This is a genomic window from Adlercreutzia caecimuris B7 (genome assembly GCF_000403355.2).
In the GTDB taxonomy this organism is placed as follows: domain Bacteria; phylum Actinomycetota; class Coriobacteriia; order Coriobacteriales; family Eggerthellaceae; genus Adlercreutzia; species Adlercreutzia caecimuris.
On the sequence record NZ_KE159646.1, the window covers coordinates 1427023 to 1448373 of the forward strand.

17 protein-coding genes are annotated in these 21351 nt (G+C 66.1%); 7 read left to right on the forward strand and 10 right to left on the reverse strand.

Annotation, left to right across the window (positions count from 1 at the left end):
• Positions 1–16: 16 nt before the first annotated feature.
• Positions 17–547, forward strand: a complete 531-nt coding sequence (locus tag C811_RS17175) for an LbetaH domain-containing protein (protein WP_016309389.1) — start codon at positions 17–19, stop codon at positions 545–547.
• A gap of 2 nt (positions 548–549) precedes the next feature.
• Here the strand turns inward: C811_RS17175 and C811_RS09700 are convergent, their stop codons facing one another.
• The 5 genes from C811_RS09700 to C811_RS09720 all read right to left on the reverse strand — a co-directional run bounded on the left by C811_RS09700 (position 550) and on the right by C811_RS09720 (position 6173).
• Positions 550–999, reverse strand: a complete 450-nt coding sequence (locus C811_RS09700) for an aldo/keto reductase (protein WP_016309390.1) — start codon at positions 997–999, stop codon at positions 550–552.
• A 31-nt stretch (positions 1000–1030) separates the two neighbouring features.
• Entirely contained in the window at positions 1031–2146 is a 1116-nt protein-coding gene (locus C811_RS09705) for a galactose-1-phosphate uridylyltransferase (RefSeq protein ID WP_016309391.1), read from the reverse strand.
• The gene (locus C811_RS09710; RefSeq protein ID WP_016309392.1) at positions 2143–3456 is read right to left on the reverse strand and encodes a galactokinase; all 1314 of its coding nucleotides are present in this window, start codon (positions 3454–3456) and stop codon (positions 2143–2145) included. The genes C811_RS09705 and C811_RS09710 overlap by 4 nt, the downstream gene beginning before the upstream one ends.
• Positions 3431–5380 (reverse strand): glycoside hydrolase family 2 protein, encoded by a 1950-nt coding sequence (locus tag C811_RS09715; RefSeq protein ID WP_016309393.1) that lies wholly within the window; start codon positions 5378–5380, stop codon positions 3431–3433. Before C811_RS09715 ends, C811_RS09710 begins: the two co-directional genes overlap by 26 nt.
• Before the next feature lie 160 nt (positions 5381–5540).
• Positions 5541–6173 (reverse strand): TetR/AcrR family transcriptional regulator, encoded by a 633-nt coding sequence (locus C811_RS09720; RefSeq protein WP_016309394.1) that lies wholly within the window; start codon positions 6171–6173, stop codon positions 5541–5543.
• 420 nt (positions 6174–6593) lie between these two features.
• Here C811_RS09720 and C811_RS09725 point away from each other — a divergent pair, with 420 nt between their 5' ends.
• Entirely contained in the window at positions 6594–7715 is a 1122-nt protein-coding gene (locus C811_RS09725) for an endonuclease/exonuclease/phosphatase family protein (protein WP_016309395.1), read from the forward strand.
• A gap of 39 nt (positions 7716–7754) precedes the next feature.
• Positions 7755–8528: a CPBP family intramembrane glutamic endopeptidase gene (locus C811_RS09730; protein ID WP_016309396.1), complete on the forward strand. Its 774-nt coding sequence runs from the start codon at positions 7755–7757 to the stop codon at positions 8526–8528.
• A 52-nt stretch (positions 8529–8580) separates the two neighbouring features.
• On the opposite strand, the gene C811_RS09735 is transcribed toward C811_RS09730, so the two are convergent.
• The gene (locus C811_RS09735; RefSeq protein WP_016309397.1) at positions 8581–9135 is read right to left on the reverse strand and encodes a DJ-1 family glyoxalase III; all 555 of its coding nucleotides are present in this window, start codon (positions 9133–9135) and stop codon (positions 8581–8583) included.
• A gap of 469 nt (positions 9136–9604) precedes the next feature.
• Here C811_RS09735 and C811_RS09740 point away from each other — a divergent pair, with 469 nt between their 5' ends.
• Positions 9605–11143, forward strand: a complete 1539-nt coding sequence (locus C811_RS09740) for a helix-turn-helix domain-containing protein (protein WP_218957589.1) — start codon at positions 9605–9607, stop codon at positions 11141–11143.
• 322 nt (positions 11144–11465) lie between these two features.
• Here C811_RS09740 and C811_RS09745 read toward each other — a convergent pair whose 3' ends face one another.
• From C811_RS09745 to C811_RS09750, 3 genes are all read right to left on the reverse strand, one after another.
• Positions 11466–13178 (reverse strand): FAD-dependent oxidoreductase, encoded by a 1713-nt coding sequence (locus C811_RS09745; protein ID WP_016309399.1) that lies wholly within the window; start codon positions 13176–13178, stop codon positions 11466–11468.
• Between the two features lie 185 nt (positions 13179–13363).
• On the reverse strand, positions 13364–14563 hold the full coding sequence (locus C811_RS0103295; RefSeq protein ID WP_016309400.1) for a HipA domain-containing protein: 1200 nt from the start codon (positions 14561–14563) through the stop codon (positions 13364–13366).
• A gap of 54 nt (positions 14564–14617) precedes the next feature.
• Positions 14618–15778 carry an aldo/keto reductase gene (locus tag C811_RS09750; protein ID WP_016309401.1) on the reverse strand — a complete coding sequence of 387 codons (1161 nt, stop codon included), beginning with the start codon at positions 15776–15778 and terminating at the stop codon, positions 14618–14620.
• 184 nt (positions 15779–15962) lie between these two features.
• Here C811_RS09750 and ade point away from each other — a divergent pair, with 184 nt between their 5' ends.
• From ade to C811_RS09765, 3 genes are all read left to right on the forward strand, one after another.
• Positions 15963–17786 (forward strand): adenine deaminase, encoded by a 1824-nt coding sequence (gene ade / locus C811_RS09755; RefSeq protein ID WP_016309402.1) that lies wholly within the window; start codon positions 15963–15965, stop codon positions 17784–17786.
• A 265-nt stretch (positions 17787–18051) separates the two neighbouring features.
• Positions 18052–19014 carry a gamma-glutamyl-gamma-aminobutyrate hydrolase family protein gene (locus tag C811_RS15780; protein ID WP_016309403.1) on the forward strand — a complete coding sequence of 321 codons (963 nt, stop codon included), beginning with the start codon at positions 18052–18054 and terminating at the stop codon, positions 19012–19014.
• An 81-nt stretch (positions 19015–19095) separates the two neighbouring features.
• On the forward strand, positions 19096–19857 hold the full coding sequence (locus tag C811_RS09765) for a DNA/RNA nuclease SfsA (RefSeq protein ID WP_016309404.1): 762 nt from the start codon (positions 19096–19098) through the stop codon (positions 19855–19857).
• Between the two features lie 111 nt (positions 19858–19968).
• Here C811_RS09765 and C811_RS09770 read toward each other — a convergent pair whose 3' ends face one another.
• Positions 19969–21336 carry a Na+/H+ antiporter NhaC family protein gene (locus tag C811_RS09770; RefSeq protein ID WP_016309405.1) on the reverse strand — a complete coding sequence of 456 codons (1368 nt, stop codon included), beginning with the start codon at positions 21334–21336 and terminating at the stop codon, positions 19969–19971.
• Between the last annotated feature and the right edge of the window lie 15 nt (positions 21337–21351).

Here is a 21351-nt window from a genome sequence, read left to right on the forward strand (position 1 = left end):
TACTGGAGGAGCAGCCATGAACCTGCAGGACTATCTCGATCACTTGAACGCCGGTCGCACCGTCGTGGGCGGGTCGACCGAGCACCAGTTCATGCCCGGCGTGACCATCGGCGACGGCGCGGTCGCCGGGGCCGTGGTGACCCACGACGTCGAACCCCTCACCGTCGTCGGCGGTGTGCCCGCCCGCCCCCCCTCAAGCGCATCGAGCCGGAAATCAGATAGTCGCCACTTCCCAGCCACGCTCCACCATCAGCTGAACCGGCGTGAGCCTGCGAGCAGCCGCTTCCGCGAAGGCGTCTTCGTCGCGCGTCACGATGAGGTCGACGGCATCAGCCTCGGCAGCGGCCGCGATAATGCCGTCCTCGTAGTCGGGACGCTCCAAGTCCAGCGCCCGACGGCATACCAGATCATCAACGGCGACGACCCGAGCCAGCTCCAGCATACGCTCTACCGCGCCATAGGCGGCCTCGGCGCCCTTAATGCAATAATAGTTGATAAGCGATTTCACCAGGAGAGGAGAGTCGCTGGCCGCCGAAGCGAAGGGTAACCCTAGTACCAGTCGTGCTTCTCGTTGCGGTTGAGGGCGGCGATGGCGGCCATCTCCTCTTCCGTCAGCGCGAAATGGTAGAGCCGGTCATCTTCCTCGATATGGGCCGGATTGCTCGAACCGGGAATGACGACGACGCCACGCTGCAGGTCCCATCGCAGAATGACCTGGGGGATGGACACACCGTGGGTCTGCGCGATGGACGCGAGCACCGGATCGCTCAGAAGCTCGTCGTTGTGCCCGCGGTCGCCCAGCGGATACCAGGCCTGCACGGCGATGCCCTGGTCGTGGATGAAGGGCACCACGTCCGCATCCTGGTAATAGGGATGAATCTCGTTCTGCACGAGGGCCGGCTTCACCGACACACGGGGCAAAAACGCGGTCAGCTCGTCCACGTAGTAGCACGAAAGCCCGATAGCCCGCAGCTTCCCCGCCGTCAGAGCACGCCCCATGGCGCAGTAGGCCTCCACGTCGCCTGTGCCCCTACAGCGCGGCGATGAAGGCGTTCCAGCCGGCGTGGCCGCACTCGTCGTCCTTGAAGACGCCCGTGGCCTGGAGGATCTCGTAGTAGGCGGCACCGCACACCGGACGCACCTCGGGCAGATCGGCGGCCAAACGGCCCGGCAAGATGGCGCGGCCCATGATCTCGATGAGGCCGATGTTCTCTTTCTTGATGCGGAAGAGATGCTCCGGTACGTGGAAGAGGCCGCAAGGACGCTCCGGCGTCGTGCGGTTGTTGCGCAGCACGAGATCCATCACGTAGTCGTCGCCCTCGCGCCACAGGATGGGGTTAAGCGTGTTGTGGGGAACGACGGCCGCTGCCGGCGCCGCCGGCCTTTGACCGGTCCGGTCCGGGACTTTCCCCGGGCTGCCCCCGCTTATGCCGCTCGGCGAGAAGGCCCGGATGCCGCACGACTCGAAGGAGAAGGTGCGCCAGGCGTCCAGCACGCGGCACGCGCCCTCGCGCAGGGCCGCGCGGCGAGCCGAGCGCAGGCGCACCACCGAGGCCGGCCAGTCCACGATGCCGGCCCGTACGTCTGCAAGCCCCGGCAATGCGAACGAGCGCGTAAGAGGCGCCTTCATGAGGGGGAAGCGGTGGCCGCCGCCCTGGAGGTGGTCGTGGGCCAGAAGGGAGCCGCCCACGATGGGCAAATCGGCATTCGACCCGATGAACCACTGCGGGTAGGCGTCGGCGAAGGCGAGCAGCCGGTCGATGGTCGCGTGGGTGATGGCCATGGGACGGTGCACCGGCGCCGATACGATGAGGTGCTCGGGGAAGTACCCGTAGGGCGAGAACCACCAGGCCCATTCCTCGCCGGCAAGCTCCACCGAGCGCACGTCCCCGTCGCCGGCCCCGGTGCAGGCAAGGCTTCCGTCGGCGGCGCGCTGCCAGCAGAGGACGCACCCGTCCACGGCTCCCATCGCGCCGCCCGCTCCCCCACAGCCATGCGAGCCCTCGGGCGCCGCGCCGTCCGCGGGCGCTTCCGCAGCCCGGGCAATGGTCCGCGGATCCTTCTCAGGCTTGGCCAGGTTGATGGTGACCTCCAACGGCCCCGCGGGCGAATCAGCCACCCACGCGGGGTTTTCCACCGCGCTCACGGCAGGCGCTCCGCCCGCACCCCGGGCGCCCCCAGGGTCACCTCGCGGCAGGCCGCATAGCCGAGCAGCCCGTCCATGGCCCCCATGAAGCCATCGGCCTCCGCGCACGGCACGAACGCAAGTACTGAGCCGCCGAAGCCGCCGCCGTGGATGCGCCACGCCCCGCGCTCTCCGAGCAGGTGCGCCGCCAGGCTCTGGATGACCATGGCCGGCTGGCGCGCCTCGCTGCCAGGCTCGCGCAGCGAGACGTTCTGCAGGAACTGGGCCGACGAGGCGCCCGACAGGCGTACCTCGCGCAGGAAGAGCCCGAAGTCGCCGGCAGCCAATGCCGCGCGCTGGGCGTTCACCCGGGCCACCTCGTCGTAGTAGTGCAGCGCGCGCATGGCACGGCGATCCCCCAGCTCGGTGCGCACGCGCTGTAGCTGGGCCAGAAGCGTGTCCACCGGTGCATCGCCCAGGCGGGGCACGCCGAGCAGGTTGGCCACCATGCGCATGTCGGCGGGAATGGCGGCGAACTCGTCCTGGTGCAGCGAGTGGTCCTGCCGGCTGTCGATGAGCACGATACGGTAGCCCTCGGCAGCCGCATCGAGCGTCATCGGCTCCACCACAGGCACCTTCGGCGCGAAATCGATGGTCACCACGCCCCCGCAGGCGCAGGCCAGCTGATCCTGGGCGCCGCAGGGCTTGCCGAAGTAGCGCTGCTCGCACTCCACCGCCGCCAAAGCGACAGCCGCGGCATCAAGCGCAACATCACCGGAAGCAGCGGAGTCACCCGCCGGCGCGCCCGCATCTACCGCCGACACCGCGAACGGCCCCGGGCCGAACAGCCCCTCCAACGCCGCGCCCAGCATCACCTCGAAAGCGGCCGACGACGACAGCCCGCAGCCCGGCGGCACATCGGAGCAGGTCACGATGTCGAAGCCCCGCACCGCGCCGCCGCGGGCCTCGAACAGGGCCGCCATACCCCGCACCATCGCCGCAGACGAGAGCGCCTCCACTGGATGCGGGGCCGCCCATGACGGATCGGACAGGTCCACCTCGTCGGTGCCGAAACCCTCCATGACGGCGCGGATGCGCCCCAGGCCGTTCTCGGCCGCCAGTCCCCAGGTGCGCTCGCCGATAGCCGCCGAGATGACGCGGCCGCCCTGGTGATCCACATGGTTGCCGGCCACCTCCACGCGCCCCGGCGCCGACGCCTCCACAAAGGAGGCCCCCTCCCGCGGTGCTCCGAAGATTTCCTCGAACAGACCGCGCAGATGCGCCCAACGCCCGGCGTCCGCCTCGTCAGCTATCGCTCGCACAACTTCCACGTTCGGCCTCCTTCAGCTTGTTCACACGGCGGTCGTAAGTCAGAATGCCGTTCACTTCCTCTTCCACATCCGACAGCTGGGTGTACACGAACGCGGTCAAGCCCGCGTCCTCCAAAGCCGCCGCCTCGTCCAGCATAGCCCGCACCGCCGCGCGCCACGCCACCACATCGTCGAAGCTGTCGTAGCCGTAGCTGCCCGCGAAGGCGCAGTGGCCCTCCACGCGAAACGCCGCACCGCCGAACTCCGAAATGGCGAACGCCCGGCTGCCTCGTTCCGCCGCATAACCGCGCAGCTTCGAGGGGTCATCGGGATACACCTTCAACGTGCGGAAGTAGTTGTGCACCGAGAGAAAGTCGCCGCAATGCTGGTCGTACCAGCCGCTGACCGCATCCACCGGACGTGTCGGGTCTGCCCGGCGCACCGCCTCGGCCGCCAGCTCGGCGTTGAACTGGCCCCAACCCTCGTTGAACAGCACCCAGCAGGCAACCGACGGGTGGTTGCGCAGGTGATCCACCGTGGCCCGGCAACAGCGTCGCCACTGGTCGCGGTAGTGCTCGTCGCCAGCGCCCAGTTTCTGCTGGTGAGACGGCTCGCGATCGTCGTAGCTGTCCCAGCTGCCGCGCCACAGCGTAGGCCGAAAGCTCGTCTCCCACGTTCCGTAGGCGCCCCCGCCGCTTACCATATCCTGCCATACCAGCATGCCGAGCCGGTCGCAATGGTAGTACCAGCGATCGGCCTCTACCTTCAGATGCTTGCGCAGCATGTTGAAGCCGGCGTCCTTCATCGATTGGATATCGAAGACCATCGCCTCGTCGGAAGGCGCAGTCATAAGGCCGTCCGACCAGTAACCCTGATCGAGCACACCGCGCAAAAGCAGCGGCTCGCCGTTCAGAAAGAAGCGGCTGGTGCCGTGGGCATCGGCGCGCACCTCCACCGTGCGAAACGCCGTGTAGCTGTGCACCACATCGGTGCCGAAGCGCAGGGTCAGATCGTACAGATGGGGGTGCTCGGGGCTCCACAGCTGAGGGTCGGGCACGTCCACCGACACCCGCACCCTGCGCAGCGGATCACCGTTCTCCCCGGCCGGCGGCCGAGCTGCCGTGGCCCCCTCCTCCACGGGAACCGACGCCGATGCCACCGGCGCCCCGTTCCCGTCGGTCACATACAAACGCAGCAAGCCCTCATCGCCTCGCACGTCCGCATCGACGATCAGCCGACCTGCGGAAGCATCCGGTCGCAGCGCAAGCCCCTCGATACGGCGCGCCGGCACCACTTCCATCCACACCGGCTGCCAGATGCCGCTTTGGGCCGTATACCAAATGCCGCCGCGCTCCCGCTTCTGCTTGCCGCGCAGCTGCGTGCCCGCGTCGCTCGGATCGCGCACCGCCACGGCCACCACGATCTCGCTGCGCACGCCGGCGTCCAGCGCCGCCGCCCGCTCCTCGTCGAGCGTGATGGCCTCCGTGATATCGAAGACGAAGGGAAGGTACCCGCCCTCGTGCGTGCCGACGACGCGTCCGTTCACGCAGCAGGCGCAGGCGAAGTCCACCGCCTCGAAATGCAGCAGGCACCGCTCGCCCGGGCGCAGGCGGGGCCGCGGCACGCGGCGCACATACCAGAGCAGCTCGTCGGGAGCCAGCGCGCGCCTTACTCCCGAGAGCAACGACTCGGGCGAGAAGGGAACGAGAATGCGCCCGTCGCGCTCATCGGGCACCCGCACCGTCGGACAGGCGCCCACGGGCACAATGCAAAAATCCCACCAACCGTTCAGCATCGTGAACCGCTCGCGAGCAAATTGGGGGCGCGGGTGCTCCTGGCGCACCGCTGCCGGATCGAGCGCCTCTCCCCATACCGTGAGCATGGAGCGCTCTTCGCCCAGATCGTGCTTGCGGGGAGCGCTGGCCAAAACGCGCTTGATATCCACGGGCACTCCTCTCGCATGGCTCGCGCGACGCACTGCGGCTTCGCCGTCTTTTCCCTACGAACCGATGATAGCCAAACGAGAGGCCGCCAAACCAACCGTAACCGATTCGCCACACCGAATCCGCTTCGGATTCCGCGCGCCGCTCGGAATTCCCCTGGTTCTAGGCAACCGCCTCCGCCTGCTCATCCAGACGCAGCATGCGCGAAACGACACCGATAAGCATCTCGTCGTCGGCATCGGGATGAGACCGCAGGTAGCTGACAAGCCCCACGATAAGCACGTAGAACGTCTCGTACAGATGGTCGGACTGCGGATCGTATTTGCTTGGCTCCACCATCGGATGCATGACCATGAACTCGGCGCCCTGGGCAGCGAAGCGGTTGAGGAAGTCGAGGTACAGTGCCGCGTTTTCCTGAGTGGACAGGGCCATGCGGAACGTGTTCTTCTCGAATAGGACCATGCGCATGATCTTCACCATGGAGTGAAGGGATTCGTCGGCCCGCTGCGCCGCTCGGCTCTCATACCAGTGCTGCATGGCCTCAATGAAGTCGGTAATATACTGGTCGAGCACCGCCGAGGTTACTTCCTCTTTGTTCTGGAAGTAATGATAGAACAGCGAGCGCGTAACCCCGACGTGGTTGGTGATGTCCTGGATAGAGGTGTGGGCCAGGCCCTTCTCCTCGTACAGCTCCCGCGCCGCCACGACAATCTCGGCACTGCGCTTAGCCGTGTCGTTGCTGCGCAGAACCTCCCTCGCAGCGATGCCTCGCCGATTCTTTCGCGTCGATTGCATAGGACCTCCTCAGGACAGCACGGCGGTGGGACACCGATGGGGCTCGCGAGCGAGCGGGGAATGGAGCACGTGGTGCTTATGTGCCGGAAAGACTATACGACTGCACAAAAATATGACATCTCTGCGTAAGACCACTGTTACCTCCCCGTCATTAACTGTTAACAGACCGTGCAAAAGCGTCCATAGAGATCGACCCATCGCCGATCATTACCCTGTCACAACTCTAAACTGCCCTCCAGGAACGCCAGGGTAATGCCAGGGAAGCGTCGGGAACTGGGGCATCTCTCCTCAATCGCCCCTCAGCGAACCGGAGCGGCCCGAAAAGACGTACAATGGCATACGGCCCCGTTCCGCTCGAAGAAGATGAAGCCCTCCCCCGTTCGAGTCTGCTACTTGTGCAGGCATATAAGGAGAATCCCCATGGCGAAAACGTTATCGAGAATCGTGCTGGGCCTTGCGATTGCGCTCCTCGCGATCGTGGGGGCCTATGCGGCCTATGTGGTCTTCACCTACGACCGCCTGGACGACAACTTGCCCCTCGCAGTAGACGGGCCGGCCCAGACAGGGGAAGAGGCGAACGACCCCATAGCCGTCGGCACCGCGCTGACCCTCGCCTCGGCGAACATCGGCTTCGGGGCCTACAACCGCGACTTCGACTTCTTCATGGACGGCGGCACCGGCTCGGTGGCCGCCAGCGCCGAGGTGGTGCGCGAGGACGTCGTCGGCACGGCCGAGGCCGTTCGAAAGACCGGCGCCGACTTCGCGCTATTCCAGGAGGTGGATGTCGACGGCACCCGCAGCCACCATGTGGACGAGTACGCCCTCTTGCGCGAGCAGTTCCCCGCCGATGCGGCCGTCTTCTGCCAGAACTACGATTCCGCGTTTCTGGCCTGGCCCCTCTACGCGCCCCACGGCGCCAACCGCGCGGGCCTGGCCACATTCTCCGCCTTCCCCATTACCGATGGCACGCGCTACCAGCTGCCCATCTCCGAGGGCTTCGGCAAGTTCCTCGATCTGGATCGGTGCTTCTCGCTGTGCCGCATCCCCACCGATGATGGCCGGGCTCTGTCCCTCATCAACGTGCACCTGTCTGCCTACGGCGCCGACGAGTCCATCATGGCGGCCCAACGCGCCAAGCTCTACGAGGTCATGGTGCGCGAGCGGGAGGCCGGCAACTACGTCATCGCCGGAGGCGATTTCAACCATGATATGATCGGTGTGTCGGGCGAGGTGTACGGCAACGAGGTGCAGGCGGTAGAGAGCTGGGCGAAGCCCTACGACTTCGACGGCGTGCCCGCCGGGTTCACCGTAGCCGCCAAGGCGAAACTGGACGAGGTGGGCATCGAGGCCTTCGCCGACGCCGCCACCTGCCGCGATGCGGGCCGCCCCTACGACGGCACCAACGACCGCTGGATCATGGACACCTTCATCTACTCCGACAACGTGACCTGCATCGATTACGCCACCGTGGACTTGGATTTCGCCTATTCCGACCACAACCCCGTGAAACTCACCTTCGAACTCGGCACCGCATCGTCCTGAGGCACCCCTGCGATAGCCGCAACCTGAAAGAGAGGCCCCATGACCTGGATTGACAAAGCCCGCGCGAGATATCCCCTCCCCGTAGAAGAGGAGGGACTGCTCGTAAACGTCGTGCTTGCCTCGGTGCTGCTCACCCTGCTGGCGGCCATGGCGTGCTCCATGATGCTCTCCGTGCTGCAGGGGGCAAATCTGTGGGACGCCCTTACCTTCAGCTGGGCCGCCGGTATCGCCAATGCCCTGAAGGTGGGCTGGCCCTGGTCGCTGGCGCTGGGAGCCGGACTTGGCGCGGTGCTGCTGGCCGTAAATGCCCTGGGAGAACGTGCGATCCTGCACGGCCCCCGCGACGAGTGGCGCGAATCCCTGCTCGAGATGCGCGAGGGCTTGAACGGCGAGCTGCCCCGGGTGGCGGCTTGGAAAACGCCTTTGCTGATGTTGGCCGTGGCGGCCGTGGAAGAGACGGGGTTTCGCTATGCGGTCATCGGTGTGGTCATGGTCGTGGCCGAGCCTGCCGTAGGGTTTCTGCCCGCCGCCGTGGTGGCCGTCGGCGCCTCGGCGGCTGTGTTCGCCGTCATGCACTTCCAATACCGCGGCTACGCCACCATGCTTGTGGGCGTGCTGGGACTGCTGTTCGGCATCGTCTACGTTGCCACCGGGGCGCTTCTCGCCGTCATCGTTGCCCACTGGATCTACGATGTGGGCGTTGTCTTCAACGAGGCCCGCAAAATGACGCGCGACCCCCACTACTTCCCCGATGGGAACGCCCCCGAGAACGCCGTCGAGGAAGAACTCCAGCGGGCGACGTCTGGGGAATAGAACCGGCCCGCAGCCTCTGTCGGGCGTACGGGCCAGCAGTTCCGCCGCGAGCCTACTTCACCAGCATGCCGACGGCCACCTCGTCGGCAGTCTCGTCGCCCTCCAAGGTGCGCAGAAGCTGGATGCCGAAGGGAAGGGCGGTGCCGGGGCCAGTAGCGGTGATGAGGTTCTCATCCACGAAGACGTCGGCGGCAGCCTGGTACACGCCAGCCGGCCAGCCCTCCTCGCAGCTCGGGTAGCAGGTAGCCTTGCGCCCGTTCAGCAGGCCAGCGCGGGCCAGCAGCATGGGGCCGGCGCAGATGGCGGCCACGGACTCCCCCGCTTCCATGCGGCGCGTCAGCTCGGCCATGACCCGGGCGCTCTTTCCCAGGTTATCCACACCCACCGAGCCGCCGGGCACCACAGCCATGGCGAAGCCCGTCAGGTCAAGGGCGGAAAGCGGCGCATCGGCCACAAGCGTCACCCCGTGGGCCGCGCGAATCGCCAGATCGTCCTTGATGCTCGCGAGCACCACCTCCACCCCGCCGCGACGGAGCACATCCGTGGGCGCCACCACTTCCAACGGCTCGCAGCCATCGGCCAGAAACACCACTACGCTCTTGCTCATAGGGACCTTCCTTCCCGGAACTTTCGACACCTGGTGCCTATTGTACGCCAAGGAGAGCTCCGCCCTCGACGCAGCTGTTGATACCGGGATGCAGAGGCGTTTGGTTCCCTTGGGGCGATTTTTGCGCAGTAAGCGCCGCGAGATAGACATCCGCGTTTCGCAGATCGCTCGCAACGCCCCTCGACGTTGCTGATGGCGTAGGGATACAGTCACGTTTTCCCAGTTCAAACGATTTTCAACATCATCGTGCCGGCTTTTGCCCACCTCCCGGCAACAATCGCAGTTCAATGGCAATCTACTTCGCGGCGTTTGCTGCGCAAAACGACGGTTTCAGAAACACGACCGACTCGATGAGGGCAGCAGCTACAATAGACGGCAACAGGAGAGGAGCGGGATGTTCGAAAGCGCACGAAAATTGACACCTTTACGGCAACTCGGATGGGGTTTTCTGCTCGCCTGGGTGTTCTGCGTGTTCTATACCAATGCCACCGGAGAGGTAGGAGGCGAGGCGACGGGCTCGCCGACCTTCGCCGAGAGCCTCTTCTATGCCGCATTTCCCCTGGCAGCGTCGGTCATCACCCTCGTTGCCATCGTCATCGCCGAGCCCCGTATCGGCGCACCGACCGATCACCGCCCCCTCGTGATAGCCGCCCCCGTGCTAACCGCCGCGAGCACGCCGCTCATGTTTACCACCGTTGCCGATCCGGTAGCCCACGCCGCGCTCTTCGCCATCGGCTCGATCGCCACAGGTGTCGGCAGCGCCCTTCTATGGGTGATGTGGGGCGAGTACTACGCTGTTGTCCCCCGCGAGGAATCAGAGATGCTCGCCCCCGCTTCCGCCGTCTCGGCAGCGCTCGTCGTTCTTTTGGTGTCAGCCATGGACGGCTGGGTAGCCGTCGCCGTGGCCACGGCGCTTCCCCTGCTGTCGGGCCTCTGCTTTCGCCTTGTATGGACCCCTGAAGCCCACCGAGTCGAGCGCGCTTTGGCCAAGCACGGCAGAACGGGGCACGACGCGACCCATCGCCCCCTGGCGGGCCTCGGCCGCACAGGCTTCGGCATTCTCACGGTATTCGCCATCGTCAGCATCGCCGGCATGGGCCAGACGCATTGGCTGGAAGGCGCACCGCTTCAAGCCATCCTGCTCTTCAGCACCCTTATGATGGCCGTGGTGGCGCTCATGGCCGTGTCGGGCCCGCGTCGCATGTCCCTGTTCTTCCTCTACCGCTGGATGTGCCCCACCCTCGTCATCGGATTCGCCGCCGTCATCCTGTTCGGCAGCGGAGGGGGCATCGCGACCGTGGCTGCCTCGCTCGGCGGCCGCTTCACCTTCTGCCTCATCGCGCAGATCTACTTCGCGAACTATGCCGCCGCCGGGCGCGCCACCCCCGCCCAGGCATCGAGCCTCGGGTGGCTGTTCGTGCACGCCGGCGACCTTCTCGGGGTAGTGGCCTGGATTGCCTTGGGGCCGTGGGTCGCTGCCGATCCTGCGGCCATCCTGTGGATCAGCACCGTGAGCATTGTCGTTCTCGTCGTCGTCACCATGATAGTCATGGGCGATACGGCGACCTTTTTGCGCGTGCCCGAGCGCGATGCTATCGAGGCCGTTACCAGCGGCAAGACCGGCGCTATCGTCGGCACCGATAGCGAGGCCAGCACCGACGCCGTCCGCACTGGCGCCAACGCGCGCTGCAACAACGACACTCCCCTTTACCCCGACGGGACCGGCAGACGCTCGGAAGTCGTCGCCACGGAGCCCGCGCCAAATCCCGCGAACGAGTCCGCCATCGAGGCCAACCTCGAGGCGCGCATCGCCGCACTTGCCGCGGAACACCGGCTCACGCCCCGCGAAACCGAGGTGTTCGCGTTGCTTTCCCAGGGCCGCTCCATCCCCTACATCCGCGACGAGCTCATCATCAGCCGCGAGACAGCGGCCACTCACGCCAAGCACATCTACGCGAAGCTCGGCGTGCATTCCCGCCAGGAGCTCATCGACCTCGTGCAGCGCTAGATTGCACCGAAATCGACGGTTTTCGTAGTCCAGAACCGCAGCCATAGGTATGTCCAAGTCTCTCACCTGCGAAAACAGGCATCGCCTATATCCTCGATCGCCGCAAACGACGCGGCGAGACTACGAAAACCGTCGATTTCTGCTCATTTTGCCTACCTCCCTGCGCGCAACAGGCCCCGAAAGGTCGCCGCGCCGCCGCGCACGGGCCTGCGACTCGCGCCCCGCGCCAAGCAAAGGGCTCCCCCGAGGGGGAGCCCGAAACGGTCGCCTGCTTGAGGGAGGGATGGCAGGCTCGGGAAGCGCGTTTCTCCTCGCTCGCGGCCTACGCCACGCCGAGGGCGTGCTTGGCGGCGATGCGGGCAAAGGTGGCGGTACGACCCGCATTGATGCCCGTGAAGTTAGACGGGTAGTTGTGCGGGTAGAAACCGCCCTGGTCGTTGCCGCACACGTAGAGGCCCTCGATGGGCGTGCCGTCGGCGCGCAGCGGCTGGGAGTTCACATCGGTGTTCACGCCGTGGATGGTCACCAGCAGCGCGCCGGCGATGCGGGCGGCGTAGAAGGGCGCAGCCTCCACGTCGGACAGACGGTAGGCAGGCTTGCCGAAATCGACGTCCTCGCCTGCGGCGGCCAGCTCGTTGTAGCGGGCCACGGTGGCCAGGAACGTCGCCTTCTGGTCGGTGTCGAACTCCATGAGATCGGCCAGCTCCTCCAACGTGTCGGCTTTCTTCAGCGAGCCGTTCTCCAGGCGGGGCTCAAGCCAGAAGGAATCCAGGTGTTCCTTCGTGAGCGCCTCGCAGTCGTACACGTCGGCGTTGAAGGCCGTGCCCGAGGGCGCCGGGTACAGACGCGAGCAACCGCAGGTGTCGAACTGGGCGATGTCGTCCCAGTAGTTGCCATCCCACACGATCCAGCTGTAGTGCTTGGGCTGGGCCGAGCCGAGCGCGTAGCTCATGGGATAGCACTGGTCCTCGTTCATGAAGCGCTCTCCGTTCACGTTCACGTGCAGGAAGGGCTGGCTGCCAGGCAGGAAGATGTCGCCGCCCATGCGCGATCCGTCGAACTCGTAGCCGTCGGGCAGGATGGCGCGGTTCCACACCATGCAGGCGCCGCCGTTCTCCAGCTCGGCGCCGGCCCACATCGCCATGCGGATGCCGTCGCCCTCCTCGGTGACGGAGCTGTTCAGCGCGCACCACATGGAGTTGCCCGGGCACAGCTCGTCGAGCATCTCGATGTTGGCGCCGTAGCCGCCCGTGGAGATGATAACGCCCTTGGCGGCGTTCACCTGCACGAAGCCGTTCTCGCCCTCGGCGATGACGCCGGACACGCGGCCCGACTCGTCCTGCACGAGCATCTTCGCCGGGGTCATGAAGCGGATCTCGCCACCGAGCTCCTGGGTGAACACGTCGCTCATGACCGCCAGGTGCGCGTAGGAGTTGTAGTTCGGGCCGTCGGGGTTATATTCGCCCATGCAGGGGTTGTAGCACATGGCCGGGTAGTAGGCGTGCGGATCGTCGGGGCAGTGCCACTCGAAGGGGAAGAGCATGCCCTTGGGCTCCAGCGTCTCCTTCATCCACTCGATCATCTCGCCGGACTTCTCGGCCCAGGTCTTGTACAGCACCATGCTGACATCGCCCGCCTGGGTCGTGGAGGCATGGTTGAGAAGCGTGGGCACGTCCTCGTGATGGTCGGGCTCGAGCGCCGAGTTCAGCGCACCGATGGCCTCGCGGGCCGCAGCGATCTCGCCGGCCTTCTCCAGCACGATCACCTTGGCGCCGTTCTGGGCAGCGGTGGTGGCGGCCACCAGGCCGCCGTTGCCCGCGCCGATGACGACGATGTCGGCATCCACCGTCTCGGCGACGTCGGCGGGTATCTCGGGCTTGTCGCGCCAGGACGAGGCGGCCTCGCCGGTGTCGGCGGTCTTCGTGCCGCCCTCGGCCGCCGGCGTGGGCGCACAGGCCGTAAGCCCCATGGCCGCCAGGGCGCCGGCAGCGGCCGCGCCCGTCAGAAATCCACGGCGAGAGAGATTGGTTTCCATAGCAGATCCTCCTTGGTATCGGTTCCGTCCGGCCCTCCCTAATCGAACCGAACGAAATGCAGCCTACCTGAGGACCCACCCCAAAACCATCGCCCGCATTCGGGTATTTACCCTCATGCAACCTGGGAAAACGCGAAATATACCCGAGAATGGGTGAGATGGTTTCAACCCGACTGAAGCGCTATCTAGCCCAGCAGCTGGGCGACGCGGGCGCAGATGAACGAGCTCAGCGCGGCGAGGCGCTTCTTGCTTATGCACTTGCCCTCGGGGCGAAGGAACCGGTACTCCTCGATGAAGCCGCCGCCGTCGAAGGAGAAGTCCGCCAGCGCTTCCACCTGAGCTCGCTGGACATCCCCCATCATGGCCCTCCCTTGCCAGTCCAGCGTCGCATCCATGATGCCTGGGGCATCTGCGAGGCGTGCCTGCAAATCAGGCACAATCAGCTGTTCGTCGAAATCCCGCGAGAACAGCGAGACGTTGTGGTCGAACAGCGGCGCCGTGCCGAGGATCTCGCCGGTTCGGTTGTCCCGCAGCACGCCGAAATTGCCGCTATGGCGATCGGTGTTGGCGATAATCGAATCGAACACTGCCATGGATTTGAAGTGCTCGACCGCCTCGTCGCCGAGCTCGGCAAAGTAGGCCAGGGTCAGCTCAAAATCGCACAGCTGGGCGAGGTCGGAGGGAAGGCACAACTCAAAGGGCACGAAAGCCGTATCGCGGTCATTGAACAACTCGCAGGTGGAGCAGAGCTTCCCCTGCCATTCGGCGAGTTGGTAGGGCACCGCGTCAACGCCGGCCGCGCGAGCCACCTGCCAGGCCAGCTGCTCCGAATAGGGCTCGCGGCCGTAATTGGGCGCCGCTGCGGCAGACCCCGCCTTGTAGAGCACCAGCTTGCCGCCCACCTGGCGCCAGGTTTTGGGGAAGGCACCAGACGGCGTGAGGTCGGAGGGGCGGCCGACGCCCACCACGCCCTGAGGAAGAGCGCCCGTGTAGGCGATAACCTGAAGCACCTCGTCGAAGGTGTTGTCGAATAAGTTGTACTCCCCATAGGGAATGTCGTCGTCGGCCGGAACGATAGAGTAGGCGTCGTTCACCGACACGCCACGCGATAGGTCAATGATGCCCTTGGTGTCGGAGGGCGCCAGACCATAGGGCCGCAGCACCTCTTCCAAATAGGTGCGTCCCTTCGGGATGCGACGGCTCTCCAAAAAGCGGGCCAGCTCCACGTCGCTTTGCACTTGGCCAAGATTGAGGGGCAGCAGATGCACGGCCGAAGAATCGACCTCGAGGCAGCTCGCCCGAAACCCCGTGAGCGTCGGCTCGAACTGGAACTGCGCCAAAGTCCGATCGTATAGTTTCAGTTGGTATGTCTGCCTCTGCGCCATGGGAGGATTCTACCATAGGGCGGAGGCAGTAAGCCCATGCGCCTTGGGCGCCCCCTAGCAGCCGAAGAGCTCCTCGGCGGCCTCCATGCGCTCGGGGATGGGCACGCCGAAGGGGCAGCGGGGCTCGCACTGGCCGCAGCCGATGCAGGCCCCGGCGGTGACGGCCATGGCCTCGTAGTGGGCCTGCACCGAGGCGGGCACGGGAGCCGCGCTGCCCCCGACGGCCACCTCAGCCAGGTCGTAGAACTTGTTCGCGAGCGCGATGTTGATGCCCACCGCGCACGGGGCGCAATGCCCGCAGTAGGTGCACTGGCCCATATAGGCGTGCTTCGGGGCGCCGGCCAGCACGCTGGCGTAATCGCGCTCGGCCGCCGTGGCGCCCTTGTAGGCCAGGGCCTCTTCCAGCTGCTCCACGGTTTCCACGCCCACCATGACGCTGGCCACGGCCGGGCGCGTGAGCGCGTAGTGAATGCACTGCACCGGTGTGAGCGCCACGCCGAAGGGCGACGTATCGGCCGCGAGCAACCGCCCGCCCGCATAGCCCTTCATCACCGTGAGGGCGGTCTCGGTCGCCTCGGCCCGAGCGTACAGGCGGGCACGTACCGGCTCGATGCCGTCGCCGCCTACGTTCTCGTAGTCGCCGAACAGGTCGTCCAAGTTCTCCGAGGCGGGCATCATGTCGAAGGCCGGGTTCAGCGAGAACATGACGACCTCGATCTCCGGCTCGTCCACCGCAAGCAGCGCCACCTCAGGGTTGTGGGTGGAAAGGCCGATGTGGCGAATGCGGCCCTCGGCCAAAAGCTCGCGCATGTAGGCGATGAAGTCGCCGGCCATGATAGAGCGGAACTCGTCGCAGGCATCCACGTAGTGGATCATGCCGATCTCCACATGATCGGTACGCAGCCGCGCGAGCAGGTCGTCGAAGGCGGGACGCACCAGCGCCATATCGCGGGTGCGCACGTACTGGCCGTCCTGCCAGGTGCTGCCCACGTGTCCCTGGATGACCCACTCCTCGCGCGCAGGCGCGAGCGCCTCGCCCAACGCCGAGCGCACGGCCGGGTCGCTCATCCAGCAGTCGACGATGTTTATGCCCGCCGCCGCGCCCCGGGCGGCCATGGCGTTCACCTCGGCCTGCTCCATCTTGCCGATCCACTCGGCCCCGAACCCGATGACGCTCGCCTGCAATCCCGTGCGGCCCAGCTTGCGGTATTCCATGGTGCTCCTCTCGCCCCTTGTCTCGTTGCGGCCATTCAATCACTTGAAGCGAACTCCAGGTCAACGATTATAGCGTGAAGCCCTTCTGCATTATCGGTCGTTGACGCGCCGCCAGGGGTCGACGGGCGTACACTGGCCCCAAGGATCGGCGCCGTCCCGCGCCCGCCAACGACAAGGAGATGCCATGCTGAACCATTTCTGCAAGCAACCGCTCTGGGAGTGCACCCGCACCCTGGCCGCCGTGGCCCAGGGCCAGGCGCCAGCCGACACCGTCATCACCAATGCGCGGCTCGTGAACGTGTGCACCGCCGAGATTCAGGACGACATCGCCGTGGCTATCGCCTGCGGGCGCATCGCCTACGTGGGACCGAGCGCCGACCACTGCATCGGCGAGGACACCCACGTCATCGAGGCCGCCGGCCAGGTGATTGCTCCCGGTTTCCTCGATGGGCACATCCATGTGGAATCCTCCATGCTCGGCGCCGGCGAGTACGCCCGGGCCGTGGTGCCCCATGGTACCGTGGGCATCTACTGGGACCCCCATGAGGTGTGCAACGTGCTGGGGCTTGAAGGCGTGAAGGTGATGATGGACGATGCCGCCCGCACGCCCCTGAAGGCCATGGTCACCACGCCCTCCTGTGTGCCGGCCGTGCCCGGCTTCGAGGACACCGGCTCCTTCGTGGGGCCCGAAGAGATCGCCGAGTCCATGACCTGGGACGGGGTGGTGGGCCTCGGCGAGATGATGAACTTCCCCGGCGTGCTGGCCGGGGCCGACCACGCCCACGGCGAGCTGGCCGAGACGCTGAAGGCCGACAAGGTCATCACGGGCCACTACTCCATCCCCGAGACCGACCAGGGACTGAACGCCTACATTGCCTGCGGCGTGCGCTGCTGCCACGAGTCCACCCGGGCCGAGGACGTGCTCGCCAAGATGCGCCTCGGGCAGTACGCCCAGCTGCGCTACGGCTCAGCCTGGCTCGACCTGCCCCAGCTGGCCGCCGCCATCACCGAGACCGGCATCGACACCCGCTTCGCGAACCTCATCTCCGACGACACCCACCCCCACACCCTGGTGGCCGAGGGGCACCTCGACTACATCCTGCGCATGGCCGTGAGCCTGGGCATCCCCGTCGTGGCCGCCATCCAGATGATGACCATCAACACCGCCACCTGCTTCCGCATGGAGCACGAGCTGGGCTCCATCACCCCGGGCAAGTGCGCCGACATCGTGTTTCTGGACAACCTGGAGGATTTGAACGTCGTGCGCACCATGATCGACGGCGACGTGGTGGCCGAGAACGGGCAGATCACCTTCGATCTGGCGCCCTTCGACTACCCGGACTGGGTCACCCACTCCATGCACCTGGGGCGCACCATCATCCCAGACACTTTCCGCGTGGAAGCGCCCGCCGGCGCCTCCGACGGCGATGCCGTCACCGTGCGGGCCATCGAGCTTCTGCCCGGATCGGTGCCCGACCGCGCGGCCTCCGTGGCCCTCGCCGTGCGCGACGGGGCCCTGGAAAGCGATCTGGACCAGGACGTGCTGAAGACCTTCGTCTTCGAGCGCCACCACGAGACGGGCACGTTCGGCGTGGGCTTCACCAAGGGCTTCGGCATCAAGCGGGGTGCGATGGCCTCCACCGTGGCCCACGATGCCCACAACCTGCTCGTGGTGGGCACCAACGACAATGACATGGCCCTGGCGGCCAACACGCTCGCCGAGGCGGGCGGCGGCATGGTCGTGGTGGCCGACGGCGAGGTGCTCGGACTCGTGGAGCTGCCCATCGCCGGGCTCATGGATGCCCTGACCGCCGAGGAGATGAGCGCGAAGGTGCACCACCTGGAGGACACCTGGGCCGAGATCGGCTGCACCATGCCCTCCCCCTTCATGACCATGGCCCTCATTCCGCTGGCCTGCCTGCCCGAGCTGCGCCTCACCAACCGCGGCCTGGTGGATTGCACCACCTTCCAGTTCACCGATTTGGTGGTGGACGGGGAAGCCGAGTAGGAACGCGGAGCACGAGACGCGCCCGAGTCCCCGACGACGGGGCCGGACCCCATCACCCCCCTCGTCAGGACGAGTCCACGGCGTCGTCGCACCCGTCGGCGCATCCTGCATCGCCGCACTCGTCGGCGTAAGCGCGACCGTGCCCCCGACGCATCCCGGGCGCCCTTCCACGCTTCGCCGGCGCTGCTTGGCCGATGCAAGACGAGCGCCCCTCGCGCATGGTGGTATGTTCGTACCTGAGAAAACAACCAGGGAGGAAATCTCAGTGATTATCGGCATCACCACCACGCTCAACGAGGCCGACGGCTTCCAACGCGTCAACGTGGAGTACATCAACCGCGTGGCCGCCACAGGTGCCGCACCGGTGCTGCTCACGCCCATGCGCGGCGGGGCCGAGGCCAACCGCGCTCTGGCGCGGCAGGTCATCGATACGGTGGATGCGCTCGTCATCACCGGCGGCGGCGATGTGCACCCCCGCTACTACGTGCCCGATCCAGCCAAGAACCGCGATGCCCTGAACATGGACGACGTGGCAGCCCTCGGCTGCGGCTCGGCGTCCCATTGCCGTTCCACGGGCGCACCCGTGCCCTTCTGCGGTCACAACGCATCTGACGAGGCCTTCCGCCAGGCCATGGGCGGCCCTCCCGGCCCTGACGAGGTGACCACCTTGGACGGCCGCAACGTGCTCACCGACCCGGAGCGCCCGGCCGTGCCCTGCCTGTCCGATCTGCTCGCCGTCAGCGAGGACCGCGATGGCTTCGAGCTGGAGCTGGCCCGTCTGGCCCACGAGCGGCGCATTCCGTGCCTCGGCATCTGCCGCGGCATGCAGGTGATGAACGTGGCCTTGGGCGGCAGTCTCTACCGCGACCTGTACAACTGCGGCGTCACCGAGCGGGGCCACCGCCAGGAACCGCCCTACGACCGCACCACCGACACCGTCGCCATTGCCGCGGGCAGCCTGCTGGCCACCGTGCTCGGTGCCGCGGGGGCCTTCGACGTGAACTCCATGCACCACCAGGGCATCGACCATGTAGCTGCGGGCCTTTTGGTGTCCGCGCGCTCGGGCGACCGGGTGGTGGAGGCGGTGGAAGATCCGCACCTGCCCTTCTACCTGGGCGTGCAGTGGCATCCCGAGTACTTAGACCGGTGCCGCGGCCTCTTCAACGCCCTGGCCGCCGCCGGCGAGCGCTTCGCGGCCCAGCGGAAAGCAACGGTTTCGCAAGGCTAGAAGCGCCGCCGCTGTCCCTTCCCCGCCCGTGCGTTAAGCTGAGCATATTGAACGGCGTCAAACGAGCGGGCGGAAGGTGTCATGACAACCCACGAATGCGATAGACCGCCCCTTCTCTTCCCCGAGCCTTTGCGGGAAGGGGTCATCCTGGCGCGGCCGAACCGCTTCATCATGGACGTGGACTTCGGCGAAGGCGCCCCCATGCGCTGCCACTGCCCGGCGGTCTCGCGCATCGGCGACCTGGATCTGGCAGGACGGCCCTGCCTGGTATCTGATTCCCGCAACCCCCGGCGCAAGCTGCCCCTCACCGTGGAGGCCTTCTCGCTGCAGCAACCCGACGCGGCCGAGAAGCAATGGATCGGCATCAACCAGAACGCCTCGAACCGCTACGTGGAGCATTTCCTGCGCGAAGACGCCTTCAAGGCCATCACCGGGCCCGTGGACCAGCTGCGCCGCGAGGTGCCCTTGGGCTCCTCGCGCCTCGACTTCCTCGTGAACGAGAGCCAGTACCTGGAAGTGAAGACGCCCCTCGTGCAGATACAGACCGCCATTCCGCCTTGGGTGTCCACGGTGCCCCCGGCGCCCTTCAACTCCACCGAGCGCGTCCAGCGCCATCTGCGGGAACTGGCCGCGTCCCTCCAGCACAACGAGCGGGCCGTCATCTTGTACTGCCTCTACTACGAAAACGACGGCTTCCGCTACTACCACGGCACCACCTACGAGGAGATGCTCGCCTGCGTGGATAAGGCCCGCGCCGCCGGCGTGGAGCTCTGGCAGGCCGACTTCGCCATCACGCCCGAGGCTGTGGCTCTTACCGGCTACCGCCCGCTGGAAGAGTGGTAGCGAGCGCCGAGCCGGGAGCCCCAACCGATAGCGAGCCCACGCCACAAGAACAGGAGCGGCCTTGCGACCGCCCCTTGCATCGTTGTCCGTGCCCTTGCGTGCCCAAAGGCCCTAAGCCTCTTCGGCCACTTCCAGAACCTCTTCCTCGAAGCCCGCATGATCGGGCTCGTAGCCGCGGTTATCCGGCACGAGAAAGATGAACACAAGCGAGCTCAACAGCAGGAAGAACGGGTAGAACAGAAACGGCATGATCTGGAACGCCGACACATTGAAGCCGAGCTCGGCGCAGGCGGAGATGGCCACGAGCATCTGGGCGCCATAGGGAATCACTCCCTGGAACACGCAGGAGAAGGTATCCAAGATGGATGCGGTCTTGCGCCGGGAGATGTCGTAGGTCTCGGCCATCTCGTGGGCGATGGGGTTCGCCATCACGATGGCCACGGTGTTGTTGGCCGTGGCGATGTCCATGGCGCCCACGAGCAGACCCATGCCCAGCTGGCCGCCCTTGCGCCCCTTGAACACGCGTTTGATGCCGGCGAGCAGGGCCACGAAACCGCCGTTCTCGCGAATGAGCGCGCAGATGGCGCTTACGAGCACGGCCACCATGGTGGTCTCGAACATGCCGGCCGCTCCCGTGCCCATGTTCCCCAAAAGATCGGTGGCCTCCACCGCGCCCTCGGCCACCACGATGATGGAACCGGACAGGATGCCCAGCAGCAGCACGACGAACACGTTGATGCCCAGAATGCCGCCCACCAGCACGATGAGGTACGGAACGAGCTCGATGAGGTTGTAGTCGTTGTGCACCGTGCCCGAGATGTTGGATCCCAGGGACAGCGCCAAGATGAGCACGAGGGTCACGATGGCCGCGGGCAGGGCGATCTTGAAGTTCTCGCGGAACTTGTCCTTCATCTGGCAGCCCTGGCCCTGGCAGGCGGCGATGGTGGTGTCGGAGATGAACGACAGGTTATCGCCGAACATGGCGCCGCCCATGACCGAGCCCACGCACAGAGGCAGGCTGAAGCCGGAGGCAGCCGACACGGCCACGGCAATGGGGGTGATGAGCGTGATGGTACCCACCGAGGTGCCCATGGAGATGGACACGAAGCAGCTGACCACGAACAGCACGGCCACGGAGAACTCCGCCGGAATGATGGACAGCATGAGGTAGGCCACCGACTCGGCCGAGTCGCGCCCCACGGTGCCCACGAACACGCCGGCGGCCATGAAGATGAGGATCATGGTGACGATGGTCTTATCGCCGATGCCACGGCCCATAACCACCAGCTTGTCATCGAAGGGCAGCTTGCGGTTCTGGAAGCAGGCCACCAACAGCGCAATAAGGAAGATCACCACGATGGGGATGTTGTAGAACCCCATGGAGATGCCCATGCCGTACTCGAACAGAACGCCGAGCCCCAAATACAGCACGAGAAACACCCCGATAGGCAGCAGCGCCGCCACATTTCCCTTTTTCACGTCGAACTTCACCTT

What these genes read in the sequence shown, in the direction of transcription:
- C811_RS17175 (WP_016309389.1), top strand. Translation starts at nt 17, where the DNA reads ATGAACCTGCAGGACTATCTCGATCACTTGAACGCCGGTCGCACCGTC.
- C811_RS09700 (WP_016309390.1), bottom strand. Translation starts at nt 999, where the DNA reads ATGGGGCGTGCTCTGACGGCGGGGAAGCTGCGGGCTATCGGGCTTTCG.
- C811_RS09720 (WP_016309394.1), bottom strand. Translation starts at nt 6,173, where the DNA reads ATGCAATCGACGCGAAAGAATCGGCGAGGCATCGCTGCGAGGGAGGTT.
- C811_RS09725 (WP_016309395.1), top strand. Translation starts at nt 6,594, where the DNA reads ATGGCGAAAACGTTATCGAGAATCGTGCTGGGCCTTGCGATTGCGCTC.
- C811_RS09730 (WP_016309396.1), top strand. Translation starts at nt 7,755, where the DNA reads ATGACCTGGATTGACAAAGCCCGCGCGAGATATCCCCTCCCCGTAGAA.
- C811_RS09735 (WP_016309397.1), bottom strand. Translation starts at nt 9,135, where the DNA reads ATGAGCAAGAGCGTAGTGGTGTTTCTGGCCGATGGCTGCGAGCCGTTG.
- C811_RS09745 (WP_016309399.1), bottom strand. Translation starts at nt 13,178, where the DNA reads ATGGAAACCAATCTCTCTCGCCGTGGATTTCTGACGGGCGCGGCCGCT.
- C811_RS0103295 (WP_016309400.1), bottom strand. Translation starts at nt 14,563, where the DNA reads ATGGCGCAGAGGCAGACATACCAACTGAAACTATACGATCGGACTTTG.
- C811_RS09750 (WP_016309401.1), bottom strand. Translation starts at nt 15,778, where the DNA reads ATGGAATACCGCAAGCTGGGCCGCACGGGATTGCAGGCGAGCGTCATC.
- ade (WP_016309402.1), top strand. Translation starts at nt 15,963, where the DNA reads ATGCTGAACCATTTCTGCAAGCAACCGCTCTGGGAGTGCACCCGCACC.
- C811_RS09765 (WP_016309404.1), top strand. Translation starts at nt 19,096, where the DNA reads ATGACAACCCACGAATGCGATAGACCGCCCCTTCTCTTCCCCGAGCCT.